The following is an 18,640-nucleotide window of genomic DNA, read 5'->3' as shown; positions in this document are numbered from 1 at the left end:
TTATCATCTCCTTACGTACTCAATTTTGCCATCAACAACTGTGCAAATAGACTGCATACTATTCGCCACCTTATCACTATGAGTTACTGTTATAATCGTGATACCTAACTCCTCATTGATCCGCTTCAACAATTCTATTATATTTTGTTCGTTAGCAGCGTCTAAATTACCAGTAGGTTCATCTGCTATCAATATTTCTGGATTATTAATAAGAGCTCTTGCCAAAGCAACTCTTTGTTTTTCACCTCCACTAATCTTATCAATACTCTTACTTAACATTTCCTTTGAAAGACCTAGAGTGTTACAAATTTCGTTAATGTTATTCTCTCCATTTTCAAAAAAATATCTTGGAAGTAGAATATTCTCTTTCACCGTGAAACCTGAAATCAAATTAAAGTTTTGGAAGACACAGCCAATATTCCTACGCCTTACCTTACTCAAATTTTTCATATCTAAAATGGAACTACCACAGACTAAGATATCCCCCTCATTTAAACTGGTAATCCCTAATATTAATTTAACAAGAGTAGTTTTTCCTAATCCAGAACGGCCAACTATTGCAGTCGTGCTACCTTTTTTAAATTCAAAATTACAATTTTTGAAAATGTATCTGACATTCGATCCATCACTAAAACATTTAGTAACATTCACTAATTTAATCATGATTTCACCTTCATTCCACAATAACTTAGCAAATCAATTGTACTATTCGTTTCTTCTAAAACAATCTCTTAAGGTTTCAGGTAGAGCCCATTCAAAAAGTTCTTCTGAACTTACCCTCAGTTATCTTCATAATTGTTATTATCCCTGTATTTTTTTGGTGAAATAGGCTAGATCTCCATCGTGACCAATCATAAAGAAATCTGATTCATCTTGACCACTCTGGTAGGTTTAATTTCATTCAGTAAGATCTTCTTTAGCATAGAGGTAAATACCTGTCTCACCACTGTCCTAACTCAATTGTCCACCTAGATTTGATACTCTTTCAGTAAGGAAAAAACAATTACATTTCTTAGCAAGATTTTAGCTCCTGCTTTTTCATTTCCCTACTTCAAACTCCATCCACCATCAATGGTCAGGATTTGCCCTTGCATGGCAGACGCCTTCCCGCTAGCCAAAAAGAGGCTGACTTCTGCCACTTCCTCTGGCTCAATCCAGCGCTTGATGGGTGTCTCACTGGCTACCCAGTCAGCCAATCCACCTGGTTCAAAGTCCGCTGCGGTCATACCTGTTTTGACAGCCCCTGGCGCGATGCCAAAGACCTGAATTCCAGCTTCTGCATAATCAAGCGCCAACTGCTTGGTAAAGCCCGCTAGAGCATGTTTGGACGAGGTATAGGCGTGGCCGCCTCCTCCTGCCAGGCTAGAAGCAATGGAGCACATATTGATGATGATCCCTTGCTTCTTCTTCAACATTTGAGTCAGATAATACCGTGTCAGCTCCACCGGGGTCACATAGTTGATCTCAAAAATCTCCTGAGTCTCCTGAGCGCTTTGCTCCAGAAGCGGCTTGTAATCATCCAAAACTCCGGCTGTATTGCACAAGACCTCTACCTCAGGGCACCAGTCAAAAATCGGCATCAAATCAAGAGTTAAGTCCCGTTGCAAGAAATGGAAAGCACCTGCTAACTGGGGATCCGCTCCCTGGTCCACCCCATAAACCTGGTAGCCCTTTTCTAGAAAGAGGCGAGCTTGAGCCAGACCAATCCCGGAACTCACGCCTGTAATCAAGACACTTTTAGTCATGGACTTCCACCCAATCTGTCGCTAAGACATCACAAGGGGTTGGACTCCACATGGAGAAACCTTCACCCTCACCAGACACGTTGATGAGGAAATAAGGCGTCACTTCTAGAGCCACCCCATTTTGCTCAATGGTATCAAACAATTGGACGTAGTTTTCTGCTCCACCCCAGCCTGTACGTACATATTTTTTCTTAGCCTTTAAGCCTGGTAAAATCTCTTCAAATGTCATGATGTTCTCCTTTGTTATCTAGTTAACTTTCTCCCTTTATTATACCAAAAAAAGAGCTTCCCCTATACAAAAAGCCAGAGTTCTTCTACTCTAGCTTTTATGGTTTATTGATTTTCTTCTGAATGGCGATACCCATAACCAAAATAAATTCCGACCCCGATCAGGAGAGCAACTCCGAAGGCCAGCCAGGTCGATAGGGAATACTGGGTCATAAAGGACAGACAGACCACAATCGATAGGATTGGCAAAACTGGAACTAAGGGTGTTTTAAATTCACCAGGTCCAGGAGCCCCGTGTTCCTTGCGCAATTTCAAGAGGGCAAGGGCCAACATAACCAGGTAAGCCAAGGTACAGATATTTAAGAAGGAAGCGATACTTGCAAGTGGAAAGACTCCACCAGCAATGGCAGCCATCGATCCAGCTACTAGTGTTGCATTTTTGGGAATTCTGGTTTTTGGATCGAGCTGTTTCATAGCTTTTGGTAAGAGACCATCCCGCGCCAAACTGTAAATCATCCGTGAAAGGGCAAAGGTCATCGAAATGCAGACGGTAATCAGGGTCAAAATCGCTACCAGCGATACATAATTTCCAGCCCAGCCAGCTCCGACCTGACGGAGGGCAAAGGCAACCGCGTCTTCTACATTTAAGTTCTTAAAAGGAACCATACCAGTCAAAACTAAGGTAACCAAAATATAAAGAACAGTTGTGATCAAAAGACTAAGGACAATGCCACGAGGAACGTTCTTTTGTGGTTCCTTGATTTCATCGACCGCCATTGAAATGGACTCAAAACCAAGAAAGGCAAAGAACATGAGCGAAGCTCCAGACATAATCCCTGTTTGACCACCATAGATTTCGCCAAATCCATAAGGGGCAAAGTTTGCCCAGTTGGCAGGATTTAGGTGAAAAATCCCAACAAGAATAAACAAGGCAAGAGCGGAAAACTTGAGTAAGACCAGCAAGGAATTAAAACGTAAGACCGCTTTTGCATTCATAAGGACTAAGGCAGTGACGAGGACCATGACCAAAATAGGCAAGAGATCCACATAAGTTCCCTTAGCTGGATCAAAAGTCCCGTTTAAAGCCGTCGGCAGGCTCCAGCCAAGATTGGCCAACAAACCCTTGAAATAAGCAGCCCAACCTGAAGCCACCCCTGATACGGCTGTCATAAATTCCATCACAGTCAACCAACCTGCAATCCAGGCTGGAAACTCTCCAAAGATGGCATAGAGGTAACTATAGGCCCCACCAGTTGAAGGGATGCGAGACGCAAATTCAGCAAAGAAGAGGGCAGATAAGCCAACGCAAAAAGCCGCAATCACAATCGAAATGATCAAGGCTGGACCAGCTAAATTCGCGGCTGCAGTCCCTGTAATCGTGAAGATCCCTGTCCCCACCATGGCACCAATTCCTAAAATAATCAAATCCCATAAACGTAAATGGCGATTTAGACCGGGGTGTACTTGCCCAAGTCCCTTTTTTCGAAATAAATTCATATCTATTCTCCCATCTAATGAGTTTATTCTATCATACTTGGACAAGAAAGAGAGTGGGACAGAAATCGGTAATTCGTCAGAATTCGATTTCGTCGTCCCACCTCCGCACAGTTGAGTAGGGCATCTTTGGAACTTGAAAAGCGAACAACTACTTAGGAAACTTGCTTAGCAAGTCCTATCTACCACCTCAAAGCAGTGCTTTGAGCACTCAACCACTGCGTCTTGCTCGACAATCCAAAAATAATTGAGAGGCTAGGACTTTTGTCCCAGCCCCCCCTGTTCTTACTATTTATCACTTTCCGTCCTATTCTTTTTCAAAGCACGAATCGTAAACCAATAATAAATAACCAACCCAAAGACGATGATCACTGTGGGCAGAAGAACCGTCATACCAAGATTCTGAACTCCTTGTGCCAAGGTCCAGCGATGTAAGAATCCAACCACTAAAAAGGCAACGATAGGAAAGATGAAAGCTCGTCCAAACTCTTCTTTCCATTGCCAAAGAATGAGAGCTCCGCTAGCCCCTGTCATGAGAAGAGCATCCCAAGGACTAGGGACCGCTAACCAAGCAATAGCTGGCAAGAAGCGAACTCCCACAATTTCACTGACAAAATAGAATCCTAGAACTAGAACAAAGACTACATAAATTTCTTTTTTCGCTTTTTCCTCCGCAAAAATGAGACGACGAAGGAGATAGAAGATGATCCCAACAGTTAGGAGTCCCAAAATGATGTCGGTTAAATAGACTAGCGGCTTGAGCACAAGGACCGCTTGGGAAGCAAAATCACTTAAGAGGCGATAAAAAATCACAATACCTGAAAAGATAGCCCCATATTTTAGAACAGAGCGAGTCGATTCTTTGGGCATATTTTCGATGATTTGGTCTGCCATTCCCTTCGGATCAAGGCCAAAATAATCCTTTGCCGTGAGGCCATCTCCGCTTGCTTGTGAAAAATCTACCGCTAAATTATAGACCTGCTCTCTTAAGGCTTTCTCCTCATATAAGAAACCTGCAAGATTGAAATAATCCCAGAGATCTTGGAAATAAGCTTGGTCCTCTTGGCTAAAGGTTTGCATCAAGGCCTGCGTTTCTTCAAAATACATTGCTGATTTCATGCTTCTTCCTTCTTTCTTTGGAGACAAAATACAACAAGGGTCAGGACTAGTCCCATGAGAGGAAGTAGCCAGCCTATTAAATGAGCAGTTTCCTGATTCACAAGACGAATCCAACATCCAGTAACTAAGAAAGTCAAGCCCAGGACTAGTAAACTCGTCATCAGACGATCCTTGCTTCTAAAAGCCATGACCGTAAACCCAAGTAGGACTAAGACAGCAAGAACAATCCCCCAACCATCTGATAAGAAGAGACTCCCAATGTGGCCAAAATAGATCGAACATAGTCGTACAATGTTCAGAAATACCATCAGGCTGATCACACTGATAAACATAGCCCAAGACCACTTCATTTCACCATAGCTCTGTTTAGACCAAAGCCACGTGATAAACTGGCTGAACACCAAGAAATTGAGGAGAATGACAACATAGGTCAAGGGTTCGATTTTTAGTGGCGTCATCCAGGTAAAATCCATTAAATAACGCATACCAACTAAGATCACTCCAAGTAGGAAGACGAGTCCCACATAAGATCCTAGAGAGCGTTTAGGCAAATCTGAAAGAACTTGATCCACCATCGCCCGTGGATCCTTTCCAAAATAATCCACTGCCCGAATGCCTTCTTTCTCAGCAACTTTTAGGTCGCAAACCATATTGTAGAGTTGTTCACCGAGTGCTTCATCATCATAAAAATAGGACTTAGCCCCAATATAAGCGACCATTTTTTTCACATAGGCTTGATCCTCTTTATTTAAATGAATCAATTCATCTGACATTTTTTCTGTATAACTTTCTACCATTCTTCCCCCTCCTTCTTGATACGTTCTACTTTCGTGACTAGCTCCTGCCACTGGTCCCAAAATTCCCCTAAACGTTCTTTTCCAGCATCACTGAGTGAAAAATACTTACGATCAGGACCATCTGGAGACGGCCTCATTTCCCCATGAATAATTCCTTGTTTTTCTAACTTTTGAAGTAGGGGATAAATGGTCCCAGCGACAATCTTATCAAATCCCATCTCTTTGAGACTTTGAATCAATTCGTAGCCATAGATGGCCTTTTTGGAAATAATCTCCAGCACACAGCCCTCCAAGACTCCCTTTAGTAATTGGGACTCTTTCATCCTTCTCACCTCTTTTTTCACATATTCACTAGTTTGTTTTACATACTAGTTTATTCACTATCAGTATACTCTTTCTCAACTAGTATGTAAAGCAAAATAGTAACTTTTTTAAAAAAATTTTATTCCTTAAAAATCCTTTAAAATCAAGGCTTTCACTGTATATTGGTGTGTAAATATACAAAAAAAGTTCAAAAAACACTTTATTTTATAGATTGATTGGAGTATAATAATTAAAATTATTCAAAAGGAGACACGAATATGAAAAAATCGAAGCTTGCTCTTTTAGCAGGTGTTGCCGCTGCTTCAACGCTTTTCCTTGCTGCATGTGGTTCATCTTCTAATTCATCAAAGGGAACAACCTACAACTACGTGTATGGTACAGACCCTGATTCCTTGAACTATTTGACTTCAAATCGTTCAACTACAAGCGACATTACTACCAACTTGGTCGATGGTTTGTTTGAAAACGATCAATACGGTAACTTAGTGCCTGCTCTTGCTGAGGACTGGTCTGTTTCAAAAGACGGTCTGACTTATACCTACAAGCTTCGAAAAGACGCGAAGTGGTATGATTCAGAAGGAAATGAATACGCTGACGTCACTGCAAAAGATTTCGTGACATCTCTGAAATATGTAGCAGATAAAAAATCTGATGCACTTTACTTGGTTCAAAACTCAGTCAAAGGCTTGGATGACTATGTAAACGGGAAAACCAAAGACTTCTCAACTGTTGGAGTCAAAGCTGTTGATGATCACACTCTTCAATATACTTTGAACCAACCTGAATCTTTCTGGAATTCTAAATTGACGACTGCTACCATGATGCCAGTTAATGAAAAATTCTTGGAATCAGCTGGGAAAGACTTTGGTAGCGTGAAACCAAATGGGATCCTCTACAACGGGGCCTACATTTTGAAGTCCTTCACTTCAAAATCACAAATCGAGTTGGAAAAGAACCCTGAATACTACGACAAGAAAAATGTTCACATCGATACCGTTAAATTAACTTACTTCGATGGATCCGACCAAGACTACCTTGCTCGTAACTTCTCAGATGGGAACCTATCTACTGCTCGTCTCTTCCCAACAAGCTCAACCTACAGTACGATTGAGAAGAAATTCAAGGATAACATCGTTTATACACCTCAAGATTCTACTGTTTACTATGCTTACTTCAACGTCAACCGTCAAAATTACGGCCATACGAAGAAGACATCTGATGAGCAAAAGAACAACACGAAGACAGCCCTTCAAAACAAAAACTTCCGTCAAGCTTTGAACTTTGCTTTAGACAGAACTTCCTACAGCGCTCAAGTTAACGGGAAAGACGGAGCATCAAAAACTCTACGTACCCTTCTAGTTCCACCGACATTTGTGCAAGCAGACGGGAAAGACTTCGGTACTCTCGTTGAAGAAAAACTTGCCGCAACAGGAGATGAGTGGAAAGGTGTTAGCTTCGCAGATGCTCAAGATAGCTTGCATAATGCGGACAAAGCCAAAGCGGAACTTGAAAAAGCGAAGGCTGAATTGCAATCACAAGGTGTTCAATTCCCAATCCATATCGACTATGTCGTAGACCAATCTTCTAATGCTCTTGTCCAACAAGCAGACTCTATGAAGAGCTCAATCGAAGCAGCTCTTGGTAAAGACAATGTCGTAATCGATGTACAAAAATTGTCTACAGACGATGCAGACAACGCTACTTACTTTGCCCAATCACCAGAGCAAAAAGACTTTGATATGGATATCACTGGTTGGGGACCTGACTTCCAAGACCCATCTACTTACTTGGATATCTTGAACCCAACAGATGGTTCAACCTTGACTGGTATGGGACTTGATCCTAAGAAAGACCAAGCGCTCATCGAAAAAATTGGTTTGAACCAATACAAAGAATTGTTGGATGCTGCCAATGCTGAAAAATTGGATACCAATGCACGTTATGAAAAATACGCTGCTGCCCAAGCTTGGTTGACAGAAAACGCCATTGTTCTTCCAATCTACTCTAAGGGTGGAGTTCCATCTATCACCAAGGTGACGCCATTCTCAGCAGCAAATTCTGCAATTGGTATTAAAGGTGAAACAAGCTTCTTCAAATACCAAAAAGTGCAAGACAAGACAGTCACAACGGCTGACTACGAAAAAGCTTATAAGAATTGGTTGAAAGAAAAAGAAGAATCAAACAAAAAAGCGCAAGAAGAACTTGCAAAACACGTGAAATAATCACGAAAGAAAACACCGGGGATATAATCCTCGGTGTTTTTTGTGCTAACAAAATGTTGTATTTTTCATCTTATTTCTAATCTTTTATAGACTCGAACGCTATCGCACGACAATCTTCCGATAACTTCTAGAAGTCAGAAGAAAGACGAGAATATAGGAGATGAAAAAGACAGCGCAGATAGAAAGAGTCGTTTGAAGGACCAAGCCCGCATTGGTTGCTCCTAAGAGGGCAACGATCTTTGCAATCATCTTGTAGGCCACTCCTAGGTAGAGGAAGGAGAAGAATAAAGGAAGGAAAAAGACAGTGAGAATCTGTTTGCGAATGGTGGTGGCCGTTTGCTTTTGGTCCAACCCTACTTGTTGCAAGATCACAAAATTATCCCGGTCCTCATAGCCCTCTGAAATCTGCTTGTAGTAAATGACGAGTACCGTAGACAATAGAAAGATCACCGATAGGAAAATCCCAATAAAGAGGATTGTCCCTGCTGATTCACGCCACTCCTTCTCCATGCTGTATCGATCAACCCCACCAAACAAAGTCGCACCATATTGACTCATTTTGTCTGTCGAATTAAGCTCTTTGGCCATTCCAGCTATAAAATCTTGGTTTTCTTTATTTTTAGCACTAATAGAGAATTCCAAATTTTTATCAATTTTTAGTCCCAGTTGGTTCAAGTCAGGGAGGACAAGATACAAGCCCATTTGGTGTTGAAACAGGTCGGCTTGAGGGAGTTTTCCTTGGATAAAATTGGAGTCTAGTTTTTCTTTAATCGTAAAGGTCTTCCCATTGATTTCTAATTGCGCGTCTAATCTTCCAGGATATTGATACCCATAGGCTAGGATTTCATTTTCCCCAAGCTCAACTTTTTGACCGGTCAGTTGCTCATAAGTCGCCTGATCAAAAAAGTAGACTACTCCTTCTGTCTTCAATTCCTGACCAGTTTCTTGATCGGACTGGTCATACACCTCTAAGATCCTTCCATCAATCTTTCGAATTTCAGCCGACCAGTATGTTGTCTGTGCCACCTGATAATCTGACAGATGTGTCGCATCGGCTGTTTTCTGAATAATAGCTTGAACCTCCTCAATAACCGGTTCTGTTTCAGCATCTGAAGGCATATGTCCCACACTAAAATTGTAGTCCGAAGGGTACATAGTATCTAGGTAATTCTGCCCTCCAATAAAGAGATTGAGCGACCCGGTTAAGGTGACCAAGACCATGGTGGAAAGAATACTAATTGTCGCAAGACCCGCTGCATTTTTTCGCATCCGAGCTATTAAGTTGGAAACAGAGATAAAATTCTCCGGCTTGTAATAGTAGGGTTTCCGACCTTTAAGAATTCTTAAGAAGGTAATCGATCCTGCGTTGAATAAGAGATAAGTCGCCAGAATGACCAAGATGACAGCAATAAAGAATCTTTGGACGGCCGCAACTGGACGCTCAACAGTGAGCGCCAAATAGAAAGCAATTCCTAAGAGACCTAGACCTAACAGAGTTTGGACCAGCAAGAATCTTCCCTTCTTCTCTCCTGCTTTCTTTTGTTGCATGAGGTGGAGGGAACTGTAGCGCAAAAGGCGTAAAGAATTCAACAAGAGAATGAGGCCAAAAGCTAAGGCTAACCCAAGTAAAGTGTTAAGAACAGCCCCTATCTGGAAGGTTGATTGAATGACGACTGGTAGACCCATACATTTTAGGAGTAAGGCAAAAATCAAGGGATCAAATAAGAGTCCCAAACCCAGTCCCGCGCCAACTGTGAGGATATAGAAGATAAGCAATTCCCATAAGGTCATGACGAGGAGGTGCTTCTTCTCCATCCCCAGAACACTGTAGAGTCCCAGTTCTTTGGAACGATTTTTCATGACATAGCCATTGGCATAAGCCACTAAAATGATGACGACCAGCTGGACGACGAAACAACCAAAACCAAGGACATATCTCGCCGTTCGTCCTCCGTAAGAAGCCTCTAAGTGAGGGGTCGTTGCCAGGGCGATAAAGCTATAGAGGATCATGGTCGTTAAAATAACGGCTATAGCGAAAGGGTAATAGAGCTTACGATTTTGTTTGAGGTTGGAAAGAGCTAATTTACTCGTTAATTTAAACATCATGATCCTCCTTTCCCGCCATGACCGTCAAGGTATCCGAGATTTCTTGGAACATCTGACGTTCTGTTTTTTCCCCGCGGAAGATCTGATTGTAAAGGATCCCGTCCTTGATAAAGAGCACGCGCTTGGCCCGAGCTGCCGCTGCAGTTGAGTGGGTCACCATGAGGATGGTTTGTCCCATTGTATTAATATCTTCAAAGACATCGAGCAAAGCAGCTGAAGACTTGGAATCCAGCGCCCCTGTTGGCTCATCAGCAAGAAGGATTTCTGGAGATGTGATGATGGCCCGTGCTACAGCCACCCGTTGTTTTTGCCCACCAGAGATTTCGTAAGGGTATTTCTCAAGAAGCTGGTGAATACCCAACTCCCGACTCACGCTATCCACCTTGCTCATCATTTCCTTGACGGGCCTGCGAGAAAGGACCAAAGGTAAGAGGATATTGTCCTTGACGGACAAGGTATCGAGCAGATTAAAGTCTTGAAAGACAAAGCCCAGTTTTTCCCGACGGAAGCTGGATGCATCCTTGTTCTTGATGGTGGAAGTATCGGTACCGTTGAGATAGACCCGCCCTTCGGTCGGCTGGTCCAGCATGGCTAGGATATTGAGGAGGGTCGATTTCCCAGATCCTGATTCTCCCATGATGGCAACGTATTCGCCATTTTCCACGGTAAAATGAATGTCCTTTAGGGCTTCAACCTGCGTCCCTTGGAAGCGGGTTTTGTAGATTTTTTTGATGTGTTGAACGTCTAGTAGGGTCATGGTCCGTTCCTTTCTAGCTCGATAAAAGCTTCAATCGTTTTTTACAAATCTATTGTACTAAAACTGAAGCGCTTTCACCATAACATAACCTTACATTTTCCCCTTTATTTCTTACATTTTTGTAAGAAAGCAAAAATAGGCTAGGACTTGAGGTCCTAACCTATTTTCATTTATGAATTATTCGGCTGATGAAGAGAGCAATGGTGCAATTGATTGATAAGCACCTTCAAGAGCTTTTTGGGCAATATCGCGAGCATTTTTCAATTGTTGTGCGAATTGACTACGAGCTTGTTCAGGAACAACTGTATCATCAGAACCCGCAGCTGAAAGTGTATCGTTAAATGTTTTTCTTGCAGTTTCCATAGATTGGATCCCAGGAGCTACTTGCTGATTATAGGCATCTTTACCAGACTCGGGCATCTTATCCCCAATCTCTTTGACATATTTTGTGTAGTTGTCAATCATTTTTCCATAAATAGTTTTCATATCACCAAGTGTTTTGGCATTATCAATTTCTTCATCAGTCAACAAGACAATTTCTGGAATTTCAACAGAAGAGGATGCTGATTTTGAAGTTTTTGATGAACTGCTTGATTTGCTTTTTGAAGTAGATGATTTTTCTACTTTGCTAGAAGAAGCTTTAGCATCTTTGCTTGATGATTCTGAAGCAGTTTTACCAGAACATGCTGCTAAAGTTGCAACGGACAAGAGAGCCACACCGGCTGTAAGAAGTTTTTTCATATTTTTTTCTCCTATAAATAAAGAATGAATATATTTTAAATGATTTTCCTTCAATTGTCAAACATTTTCTGTTTTCAAATACTTATGCACCGCTAATTATCACTAGTTTTTAACATATTTTATATCCTAAAAATTATTTCTTTTGTTGTATTTTTATTCAATCTTTGAATAAACAAAACCAGAAAAACAGTCCTTTTCTGGTTTATTTTTCTTTTTATTGATGAAGCAACTGCGTAAATTCTTCTTGTAGTTCCTTGTTGTCCGTTGGTTTTAGATACATCTTTCCACCATTAGTCGTTGGAGAATGAAAGACAATGCCTTCTCCTGTATCTGTAATGGCAAAGAAATAACTATGCACATCTGGATACTTGTCCCAATTGCTATAGCGTTCCACGATGCGGTATTTTGCATTTCCCTGACCGGTATCTGTATAAATGGCATCCATCTTACTATTTTCCCCTAGAGTGTAGAGGTTGTCTGGTCCTACATCACCGCCAGCGATGCCTTTTTGATAGTTGGGTTGGCCCATCTTTTCGCCCCAGGTCTTCATAAATTCTGCTAATTTTGCTGATTTTTCAGCATTCCAAGGCGTTTTTTCCTGGCTTTGGCTATTTCCCGCTGATGGTGTGCTGTCAAAAGTTTGCCAATCGAAACTCTTGAGATCCAATTTTTCCTCATCCGATTTTCCAAAGAGGCTATTCAGATCTGAACCAGGTACTTGGACTTCTTCTTCCTGGACTTTGGTCGCAGCTTGAGGCGTCTTTTCTATCCGTGAGAGCACAGCTACCCCACGGCCAGTTCCTGACATCCAGCTGACTTCTAAGACTTCTCCTCCCTTATAGAGGGTCGTCGCATTGCGCGCTCCACCGTGTCCAGCGACGAAACCTTCTGCTAGCAAGGTCGGCTTTTTGTCCTTGAGGTAGTAAACTCCTGTCACAAAGTAGCTCCCATCAGTTTGCTGATTGGCGATGATCATCTCCTCTACCCCATCGCTATTTAGGTCCTTAAAGGCATAGCGGACAGCTTCTGGCTGATTGATGACAGTCTCGATCACCCAGCTATTGATCATCCGATCTTCTCTAGATAATTCCGTATTCAATTTTGAGATGGCGTCCAAATCATTTGAAGTGGCAAAAATCTTTTGATAATCTGAAAAAACTGACTGATACAAGGATTTCGCATCTGCTTTTTTCGTCTGTTTTTTAGTACTTGTCTGGCTGGTCACAGCCTCTTTTTTGGGACTAGACTGGCGTTGGTATCTCTGGTAACAACCTGTTAACAAGACCATACTTGAAGCCACTAAGCCTAAGGGCATCCATTGTTTTCTTTTCATCTTTTCTCCTTTTGTCTCCCATGTTTTCATACTGATCTTTATTATACTAAAAAAAGGGTGAGGAAGGAATCCCTTCTTCACACTTAGTTTTCTTTATTCGGTTTCTTTCTACGATCTGTTTGACTTTCGATATGCTGTTTGACTAGTGCAACGACCTCATCATTGGTTGGAAGGTCCGAGTGCTGAGCATCTTCGCCCGTTACGGTGATCTCTGTATAACTAGCAGCTTGGTTTTGGTAGATATATTTCCCAGCGGAAACACTGGCGTCCGGGACCAACTCATCTGAATCATAGGTGATGGTCCCTGCTACTGAATACATATGAAGGGTTGTGGGGATAGCTTCTTTTCCCTTGATAAAATCGGCCAACATCTCAGATTTATTTTTGATATTGGTTTCCGTGAAATTATAGGGAGTTCCAATGGTCATGAGGGTTTTGAGATCCACATCATAATCCTCTAGATAATTTTCAATAAAGGCTGTATAGATCAAGCCCCCATTGGAGTGACCCAAGCCCTTGAAATTATTAAAATTGTATTTTTCTTGGAGGGCTTCAAAAGCCTGATTGAATAATTTAGCCTGTTTTTTAATATTGCTATAGCCATCTTTGTTGTTTTCAAAACCAACCACAATCACTGGTTCATTGTCCTTGGCATCCATACTTCCACTATAGGTGATATGCCCATCATTCCAAACCTTAACCTTAAGTAGACTGTGTTTGGTTCCTTGGCGGCCCTGGTTGAGCTTGGTCACCAAGCCATCGAAGCGGTTCTCCGTCGCAGAGCTTCCCGGGATCATGATGATGGGAGACAGTTTGGAATTATAAAATTTCTCGATTTTTGAAACATTGGTCCGAGTCCAGCTATAAGAAGGAATGGCTAAAGCGATTAAGAAAAGACTGACCAAAGTGAGGACGATCGTTGTTTTTTTAGATGGCTTCATCGCTTTCTCCTTTCACTTTTAAGTCTTTTCGGATACGATTTCCCATACGGACAAATGGTAGATAAAGGAGCACATCGACGGCAAAACAAAGTATACTGACAGCTAAGGCTCTAAGACTTCCTCCTGTCCCAATAAAGGCATAGAGAAGGCTAGGAGTCCCATCTGGCACTGGATAGACAGATGCCGGCATCAGCTTAAAGCACAAAGCTAGAGCTGCTATTCCCATATTCACCAAAGGGATCAATAAGAAGGGAATCACATATAGGAGATTGAGGAGGACCGGTATCCCTACCATGAAGGAAGCCCCATTGTTAAAGAGACTTGGAAACAGACTGAGAAAACTGACTTTCTTGTCCTTTTGACTTCGTGAAACCAACAGGATCGCCACCAAAAGCGCTAGGACGGCTCCAATTCCAGCTACCAGACCAAAACTGCGGTACAAATTGGTCAAGGTATAGAGATGAGGAATGCCTGTCGTTGTATGATGCGTCACAGCGTAGGTAAGATTTTCCAAAGCAAAGTTATCATCCGCAATTGAGTTCAAGGCAAAGGATTGACTATTACCAAACCAAGCAGATAGCCCACTAAATAGTCCCATGACAAAGGTGGACAGCAGATGATGACTGCTTACCATTAGAGAAGCCAAGAACTGTCGGATAGTCTGAAAAATATTAAATTGATTTCCAAGGACCAAAAGAAGATTGAGGCTGACCCCTAGAACTAAGGACAAGAAAATGGGACGCACAGTCTTGGGCTGATAGATGAAATCCTTGTCCACAATCTGGTCGTCACTGGCCTTGGATAGACGAAAGATTTGCCCAATTAGATAGCAAAAAAAATCGCTAAGACGATATTGGTCGTCGCAGGTAAGTTGATACGCGTCAGTTTTCCGTCATGGAGGGGGCCCACCAACAATTCCTGGGGCCCTACAATCAAGCTGACCAAAAGAGCGGTGACACCTGCTGTCCCTGTACTTCTACCGTAGTGCCCAGCTGTGTATTTTCCAGCGAAGTAGGTCGCTAACGGTCCAGCTAGACCTCCTAGAAAGTTGGAAATATTACCGAGGACCTGGCTGATGGCCTGATCCCATGGCAACCAGCTATCCATCGAAAAGAGCTGATGGATATAGCCTCGATCGGAGAAGACCGATAGAGCGATCACCCGAATGATTCCTGAAAATAGAAAAAAAGGAAATAAGGAAACCAGGGTTTTCTGGGAAATTTGAATCAAACTTTTTTCTCGTAACCAGAAAAACTTCTGGACTAAATACTTGGTCATGGGGCCTCCTGTTCGAGTTGATTGACTTATTCACGTTGCTTACTTTCTTCTTATTATACCATACTCGCGACCGCATCCTTTCGTTTGGAGAGATGTCATCAGTTGAGAATGCTGTTAATATTTTCAAAACTTTTCAAAAACTCTTTGACAGGGGTCTTCATTTCCTCTATACTATTTGTTAGCTAACAAAACGATGGATCAGGTTACCGTAGGTCCTACTATGCTACCTGACGGAAAATCAGATCGTTACCATGAATTTTCATCCGATTTTATACCATAGTCCATGTCTATAGGAAGATTTAGGAGGAATCAGACACCGATGTCACAAGAAAAAATTTCAGCCAAGGTACTGTATGCTATTTTTGCAACAGGGATCCTTTCCTTTTGCGGGGTGGCTGGAGAAACTGCCATGAATATTACCTTCCCAATATTGATGAAGGAATTTGAGATCAATACCGCAACCGTCCAGTGGGTCACCACCATCTATCTTCTAGTGGTTGCCTGTGTAGTCCCCTTATCTGCCTACCTCAAGCGCTCTTTTAAAATGAAGTCCATCTTTTTAGTTGGAAATCTCCTATCTGTTTTAGGTGTTCTCATTGACTTCCTAGCTCCAAGTTTTGACTTTGTGGTTCTGGGTCGATTGGTCCAAGGAATGGGGGTTGGTTTTGCCCTTCCTCTGATGTTTAATATCATTTTAGAGCAGGTCCCAAAACGCAAGATCGGTCTCATGATGGGAGTGGGGACCCTGATTACAGCTATCGCTCCAGCCATTGGGCCTACTGTCGGTGGTCTCTTGACAGCTAACTTTGGCTGGCGGTCCATCTTCTTAGTGCAATTCCCGATCCTTCTAGCTTCGCTAGTTTCAGGACTTCGCTCCATTGAGCAAATCAGTACAGTCAAGCGGGAAACACTTGATATCATGAGCCTTCTCGCCATTATTGCTTCATTTTTAGGCTTGATTTTAGGGATTCACGGTCTTTCTGATCATGCTTTCTTTAGTTTTTCTGTCCTTGGTTGGCTGGTGATCGGGTTCTTGGGACTCGTTCTCTTGGTCTGGCGGTCCAATCAGTTGGAGACTCCCATTATCAACCTTGCCATCTTAAAGAACCATCTCCTCACTGGCCATGTTCTTGCCTTTTTCACCTTCCAATTAGGCTCTCTTGCCATGAGTTTTCTCTTGCCCAATTATGTCCAATTGGTCAACCACTCGAGTACCACACTTGCAGCCTTGATGTTGCTTCCAGGAGCCATCATTGGAGCAGGTTTTTCTCCCTTCTCTGGTCTCATTCTAGATAAGTTGGGCGCTCGCAAACCGATTCTCCTTGGAGCTGCTTTAATCCTTCTGGCCCATTTCCACTTCACCCTTTTTGCCCTGAAGCTGACAAATGGCTTGATTCTTATCTTTTACATGATCTTCATGACCGGTATGGGACTTGCCTTTGGCAATATCATGACAAACGGACAGAAACAACTGGCGCTGGAGGAGCAACCTGATGCGAACGCGATCTTTAACACCCTGCAACAATTTGCAGGCGCTGTCGGAACAACCCTGGCTTCACTGATCGTTGCCATGAGCCAAGCCAATCAAAAGATGGACTTCACCCAAGCCACTGCTAAAGGAAGCCGCAACGGTTTTATGGTCTTATTCGCCTTGGGCATCTTCCAACTCCTTCTCTTATTTTGGGTGGTGGGAAAAGAAAATGAAACGAACTAATTTATCTCAATAAAAAACAGCAAAATTTGCTGTTTTTTATTATCCTTTTCTGACCCGTGTGACAATGCTATCAGGATCTTCAAAAATTATGCCACTTCTGCTAAATAAATCTTGCTAGGATCGGTGTATACCCTATTCTTTCTTTTTTTGCTTGTAATGCCAAATTTTACAACTAAAAAATTCCATTAAATTGTCGAACTTTTATCATTTGAGTTAAAATCCTTGCTTTCTTTTTATTTTTTATTTATAATCATTCTAAACAAGACAAAGGAGACATTGTATGACTGAAACGAAACATGGAGTAGATGAATCATTTAGCGATCGCTTGAATATCTTGAGGGCTGCTGTTCTCGGTGCCAATGATGGAATCATTTCTATTGCTGGGGTCGTGATCGGGGTGGCCAGTGCCACACCAAACATCTGGATTATTTTCCTATCTGGCTTATCTGCGATTCTGGCAGGTGCCTTTTCGATGGCAGGCGGTGAGTATGTCTCTGTTTCTACACAAAAAGACACGGAAGAAGCTGCTGTAAACCGCGAACAAGCCTTGTTGGATCGCGATCCAAAGTTAGCTAGAGAATCTCTCTACCATGCTTATCTTCAAAATGGAGAATGCGAAACTTCCGCAAAGATTTTGACAGAGCGGGCCTTTCTGAAACATCCCCTCAAAGCCCTGGTCGAAGAGAAATATGGTATCGAATACGAGGAGTTTACCAATCCTTGGCATGCTGCTGCATCTAGCTTCCTTGCTTTTTCGGTTGGTTCCCTTCCTCCAATGCTCTCTATCATTCTCTTTCCAGCTGCCTATCGCATTCCGGTGACAGTCTTCGTTGTTGGACTATCCTTGATCTTCACTGGCTATACCAGTGCAAAACTAGGAAAAGCACCAACCAAGCCAGCCATGCTTCGCAACCTCATCATTGGCCTTCTCACCATGGGTGTGACTTACTTCTTCGGACAACTCTTTAGTATCTAAAAAGCTGAGACTTCTGTCTCAGCTTTTCTTATGCTTCTAATAATGCTTGTGCTTGTATTTCCAGCCCTTCCACTGCTTCATCTGTCAAGACCAATTCACCTGTTTCCCAAGCTTCTGCGTTAACGGTTGTTCCAGTAAACTCTCCAACCACTTGAGTCCGAACGAAAGGCAAGAGCGCTTGGTAAGCCGCAAACATTGGTTCGTGTCCGGCATTGGCTACTGAAGAAACCGTTACGATCTTGTCTTGAAGGGCAGATGGACCACGCGTTTCTGACAGGTCAAGGGCACGGCTAAGCCAGTCGATCAGGTTTTTCACTACGCCTGGAATCGCAAAGTTATAAACTGGCGAGAAGATCCAGATGGCATCCGCAGCAAGAACTGCATCACGCGCTGCCTGCACAGCAGGCAGGGTTGGTGTTTCCAAATCTTGGTTCATCATTGGAATGTCCTTGTAGTCCAAGTAAGTCACCGTTGCTTTCCCTTCAAGAAGGCTTTCTGCTTTCTTAGCCATTTGGTGGTTGAATGATCCTTGACGAAGAGATCCGACGATAAATAAAATGTTTTTCATAGTTATTTCCTCTTTCTGTTGTAAGATTATTTGTTACAATAGCTATTATACAGGATCGGAATGTAATGTCAAGGATTACAACTCGGTTTTTTTAACTTTTACTCCATTTTACTAAGGGAAGGTCAAAAGAAGTGAGATGAAAAAAGGTTGGACAAATGTCTCCAACCTTCAATGATTTCGTGTAGGGAAACCCCTCACTTATACCATTCGAAAAAATTGCAGAAAAAGAGGCTGGGACAAAAGTCCTAGCCTCTCAATTATTTTTGGATTGTCGAGCAAGACGCAGTGGTTGAGTGG

General features: G+C 42.4%; 16 protein-coding genes and 1 pseudogene. 3 read left to right on the top strand and 14 right to left on the bottom strand.

Annotated elements, in window-relative coordinates; translation table 11 throughout:
- Nucleotides 1-3 precede the first annotated feature (3 nt).
- From ACESR9_RS02095 to ACESR9_RS02065, 7 genes are all read right to left on the bottom strand, one after another.
- A complete protein-coding gene (locus ACESR9_RS02095; RefSeq protein WP_049486387.1) occupies nt 4-663 on the bottom strand; it encodes an ABC transporter ATP-binding protein in 660 nt (219 codons plus the stop codon).
- 383 nt (nt 664-1,046) lie between these two features.
- Nucleotides 1,047-1,745: a 3-oxoacyl-ACP reductase gene (locus tag ACESR9_RS02090; protein ID WP_373105303.1), complete on the bottom strand. Its 699-nt coding sequence runs from the start codon at nt 1,743-1,745 to the stop codon at nt 1,047-1,049.
- A complete protein-coding gene (locus ACESR9_RS02085; protein ID WP_000141913.1) occupies nt 1,738-1,974 on the bottom strand; it encodes a DUF2829 domain-containing protein in 237 nt (78 codons plus the stop codon). The genes ACESR9_RS02090 and ACESR9_RS02085 overlap by 8 nt, the downstream gene beginning before the upstream one ends.
- A 104-nt stretch (nt 1,975-2,078) precedes the next feature.
- Nucleotides 2,079-3,470, bottom strand: coding sequence for an APC family permease (locus ACESR9_RS02080; RefSeq protein ID WP_201036856.1), 1,392 nt, complete (start codon nt 3,468-3,470; stop codon nt 2,079-2,081).
- Between the two features lie 285 nt (nt 3,471-3,755).
- Complete coding sequence (locus ACESR9_RS02075) at nt 3,756-4,586, bottom strand: hypothetical protein (RefSeq protein ID WP_373105299.1); 831 nt, start codon at nt 4,584-4,586, stop codon at nt 3,756-3,758.
- Nucleotides 4,583-5,383 (bottom strand): hypothetical protein, encoded by an 801-nt coding sequence (locus ACESR9_RS02070; protein WP_373105296.1) that lies wholly within the window; start codon nt 5,381-5,383, stop codon nt 4,583-4,585. Before ACESR9_RS02070 ends, ACESR9_RS02075 begins: the two co-directional genes overlap by 4 nt.
- Complete coding sequence (locus tag ACESR9_RS02065; RefSeq protein WP_023917534.1) at nt 5,377-5,706, bottom strand: PadR family transcriptional regulator; 330 nt, start codon at nt 5,704-5,706, stop codon at nt 5,377-5,379. Before ACESR9_RS02065 ends, ACESR9_RS02070 begins: the two co-directional genes overlap by 7 nt.
- Before the next feature lie 258 nt (nt 5,707-5,964).
- On the opposite strand from ACESR9_RS02065, the gene ACESR9_RS02060 reads away from it, so the two are divergent.
- Complete coding sequence (locus ACESR9_RS02060) at nt 5,965-7,929, top strand: peptide ABC transporter substrate-binding protein (RefSeq protein ID WP_373105294.1); 1,965 nt, start codon at nt 5,965-5,967, stop codon at nt 7,927-7,929.
- 99 nt (nt 7,930-8,028) lie between these two features.
- Here ACESR9_RS02060 and ACESR9_RS02055 read toward each other — a convergent pair whose 3' ends face one another.
- The 6 genes and pseudogenes from ACESR9_RS02055 to ACESR9_RS02030 form a co-directional block, all read right to left on the bottom strand.
- On the bottom strand, nt 8,029-10,032 hold the full coding sequence (locus tag ACESR9_RS02055) for an FtsX-like permease family protein (RefSeq protein WP_049514854.1): 2,004 nt from the start codon (nt 10,030-10,032) through the stop codon (nt 8,029-8,031).
- Nucleotides 10,025-10,792: an ABC transporter ATP-binding protein gene (locus tag ACESR9_RS02050; RefSeq protein WP_373105290.1), complete on the bottom strand. Its 768-nt coding sequence runs from the start codon at nt 10,790-10,792 to the stop codon at nt 10,025-10,027. Before ACESR9_RS02050 ends, ACESR9_RS02055 begins: the two co-directional genes overlap by 8 nt.
- A gap of 177 nt (nt 10,793-10,969) precedes the next feature.
- Complete coding sequence (locus tag ACESR9_RS02045) at nt 10,970-11,533, bottom strand: hypothetical protein (protein ID WP_049522699.1); 564 nt, start codon at nt 11,531-11,533, stop codon at nt 10,970-10,972.
- Nucleotides 11,534-11,747: 214 nt separating this feature from the next.
- Nucleotides 11,748-12,866, bottom strand: a complete 1,119-nt coding sequence (locus ACESR9_RS02040; protein ID WP_373105287.1) for a DUF4767 domain-containing protein — start codon at nt 12,864-12,866, stop codon at nt 11,748-11,750.
- 83 nt (nt 12,867-12,949) lie between these two features.
- Nucleotides 12,950-13,807 carry an alpha/beta hydrolase gene (locus tag ACESR9_RS02035; protein WP_373105285.1) on the bottom strand — a complete coding sequence of 286 codons (858 nt, stop codon included), beginning with the start codon at nt 13,805-13,807 and terminating at the stop codon, nt 12,950-12,952.
- Nucleotides 13,794-15,085 (bottom strand): annotated as a pseudogene (locus tag ACESR9_RS02030) (PTS transporter subunit EIIC). The gene ACESR9_RS02035 and the pseudogene ACESR9_RS02030 overlap by 14 nt, the downstream one beginning before the upstream one ends.
- A 319-nt stretch (nt 15,086-15,404) precedes the next feature.
- Between ACESR9_RS02030 and ACESR9_RS02025 the strand changes: the two are divergent.
- Entirely contained in the window at nt 15,405-16,799 is a 1,395-nt protein-coding gene (locus ACESR9_RS02025; RefSeq protein WP_373105282.1) for an MFS transporter, read from the top strand.
- A 280-nt stretch (nt 16,800-17,079) separates the two neighbouring features.
- Nucleotides 17,080-17,775, top strand: a complete 696-nt coding sequence (locus tag ACESR9_RS02020; RefSeq protein WP_155167886.1) for a VIT1/CCC1 transporter family protein — start codon at nt 17,080-17,082, stop codon at nt 17,773-17,775.
- Between the two features lie 28 nt (nt 17,776-17,803).
- Here ACESR9_RS02020 and ACESR9_RS02015 read toward each other — a convergent pair whose 3' ends face one another.
- Entirely contained in the window at nt 17,804-18,343 is a 540-nt protein-coding gene (locus ACESR9_RS02015) for an NADPH-dependent FMN reductase (protein ID WP_373105279.1), read from the bottom strand.
- Between the last annotated feature and the right edge of the window lie 297 nt (nt 18,344-18,640).

It is taken from the genome of Streptococcus parasanguinis, assembly GCF_964238605.1.
GTDB lineage: Bacteria > Bacillota > Bacilli > Lactobacillales > Streptococcaceae > Streptococcus > Streptococcus parasanguinis_AJ.
The sequence above is the reverse complement of the archived record's forward strand: the minus strand, read 5'-3'. Positions and strand labels throughout refer to the sequence as shown.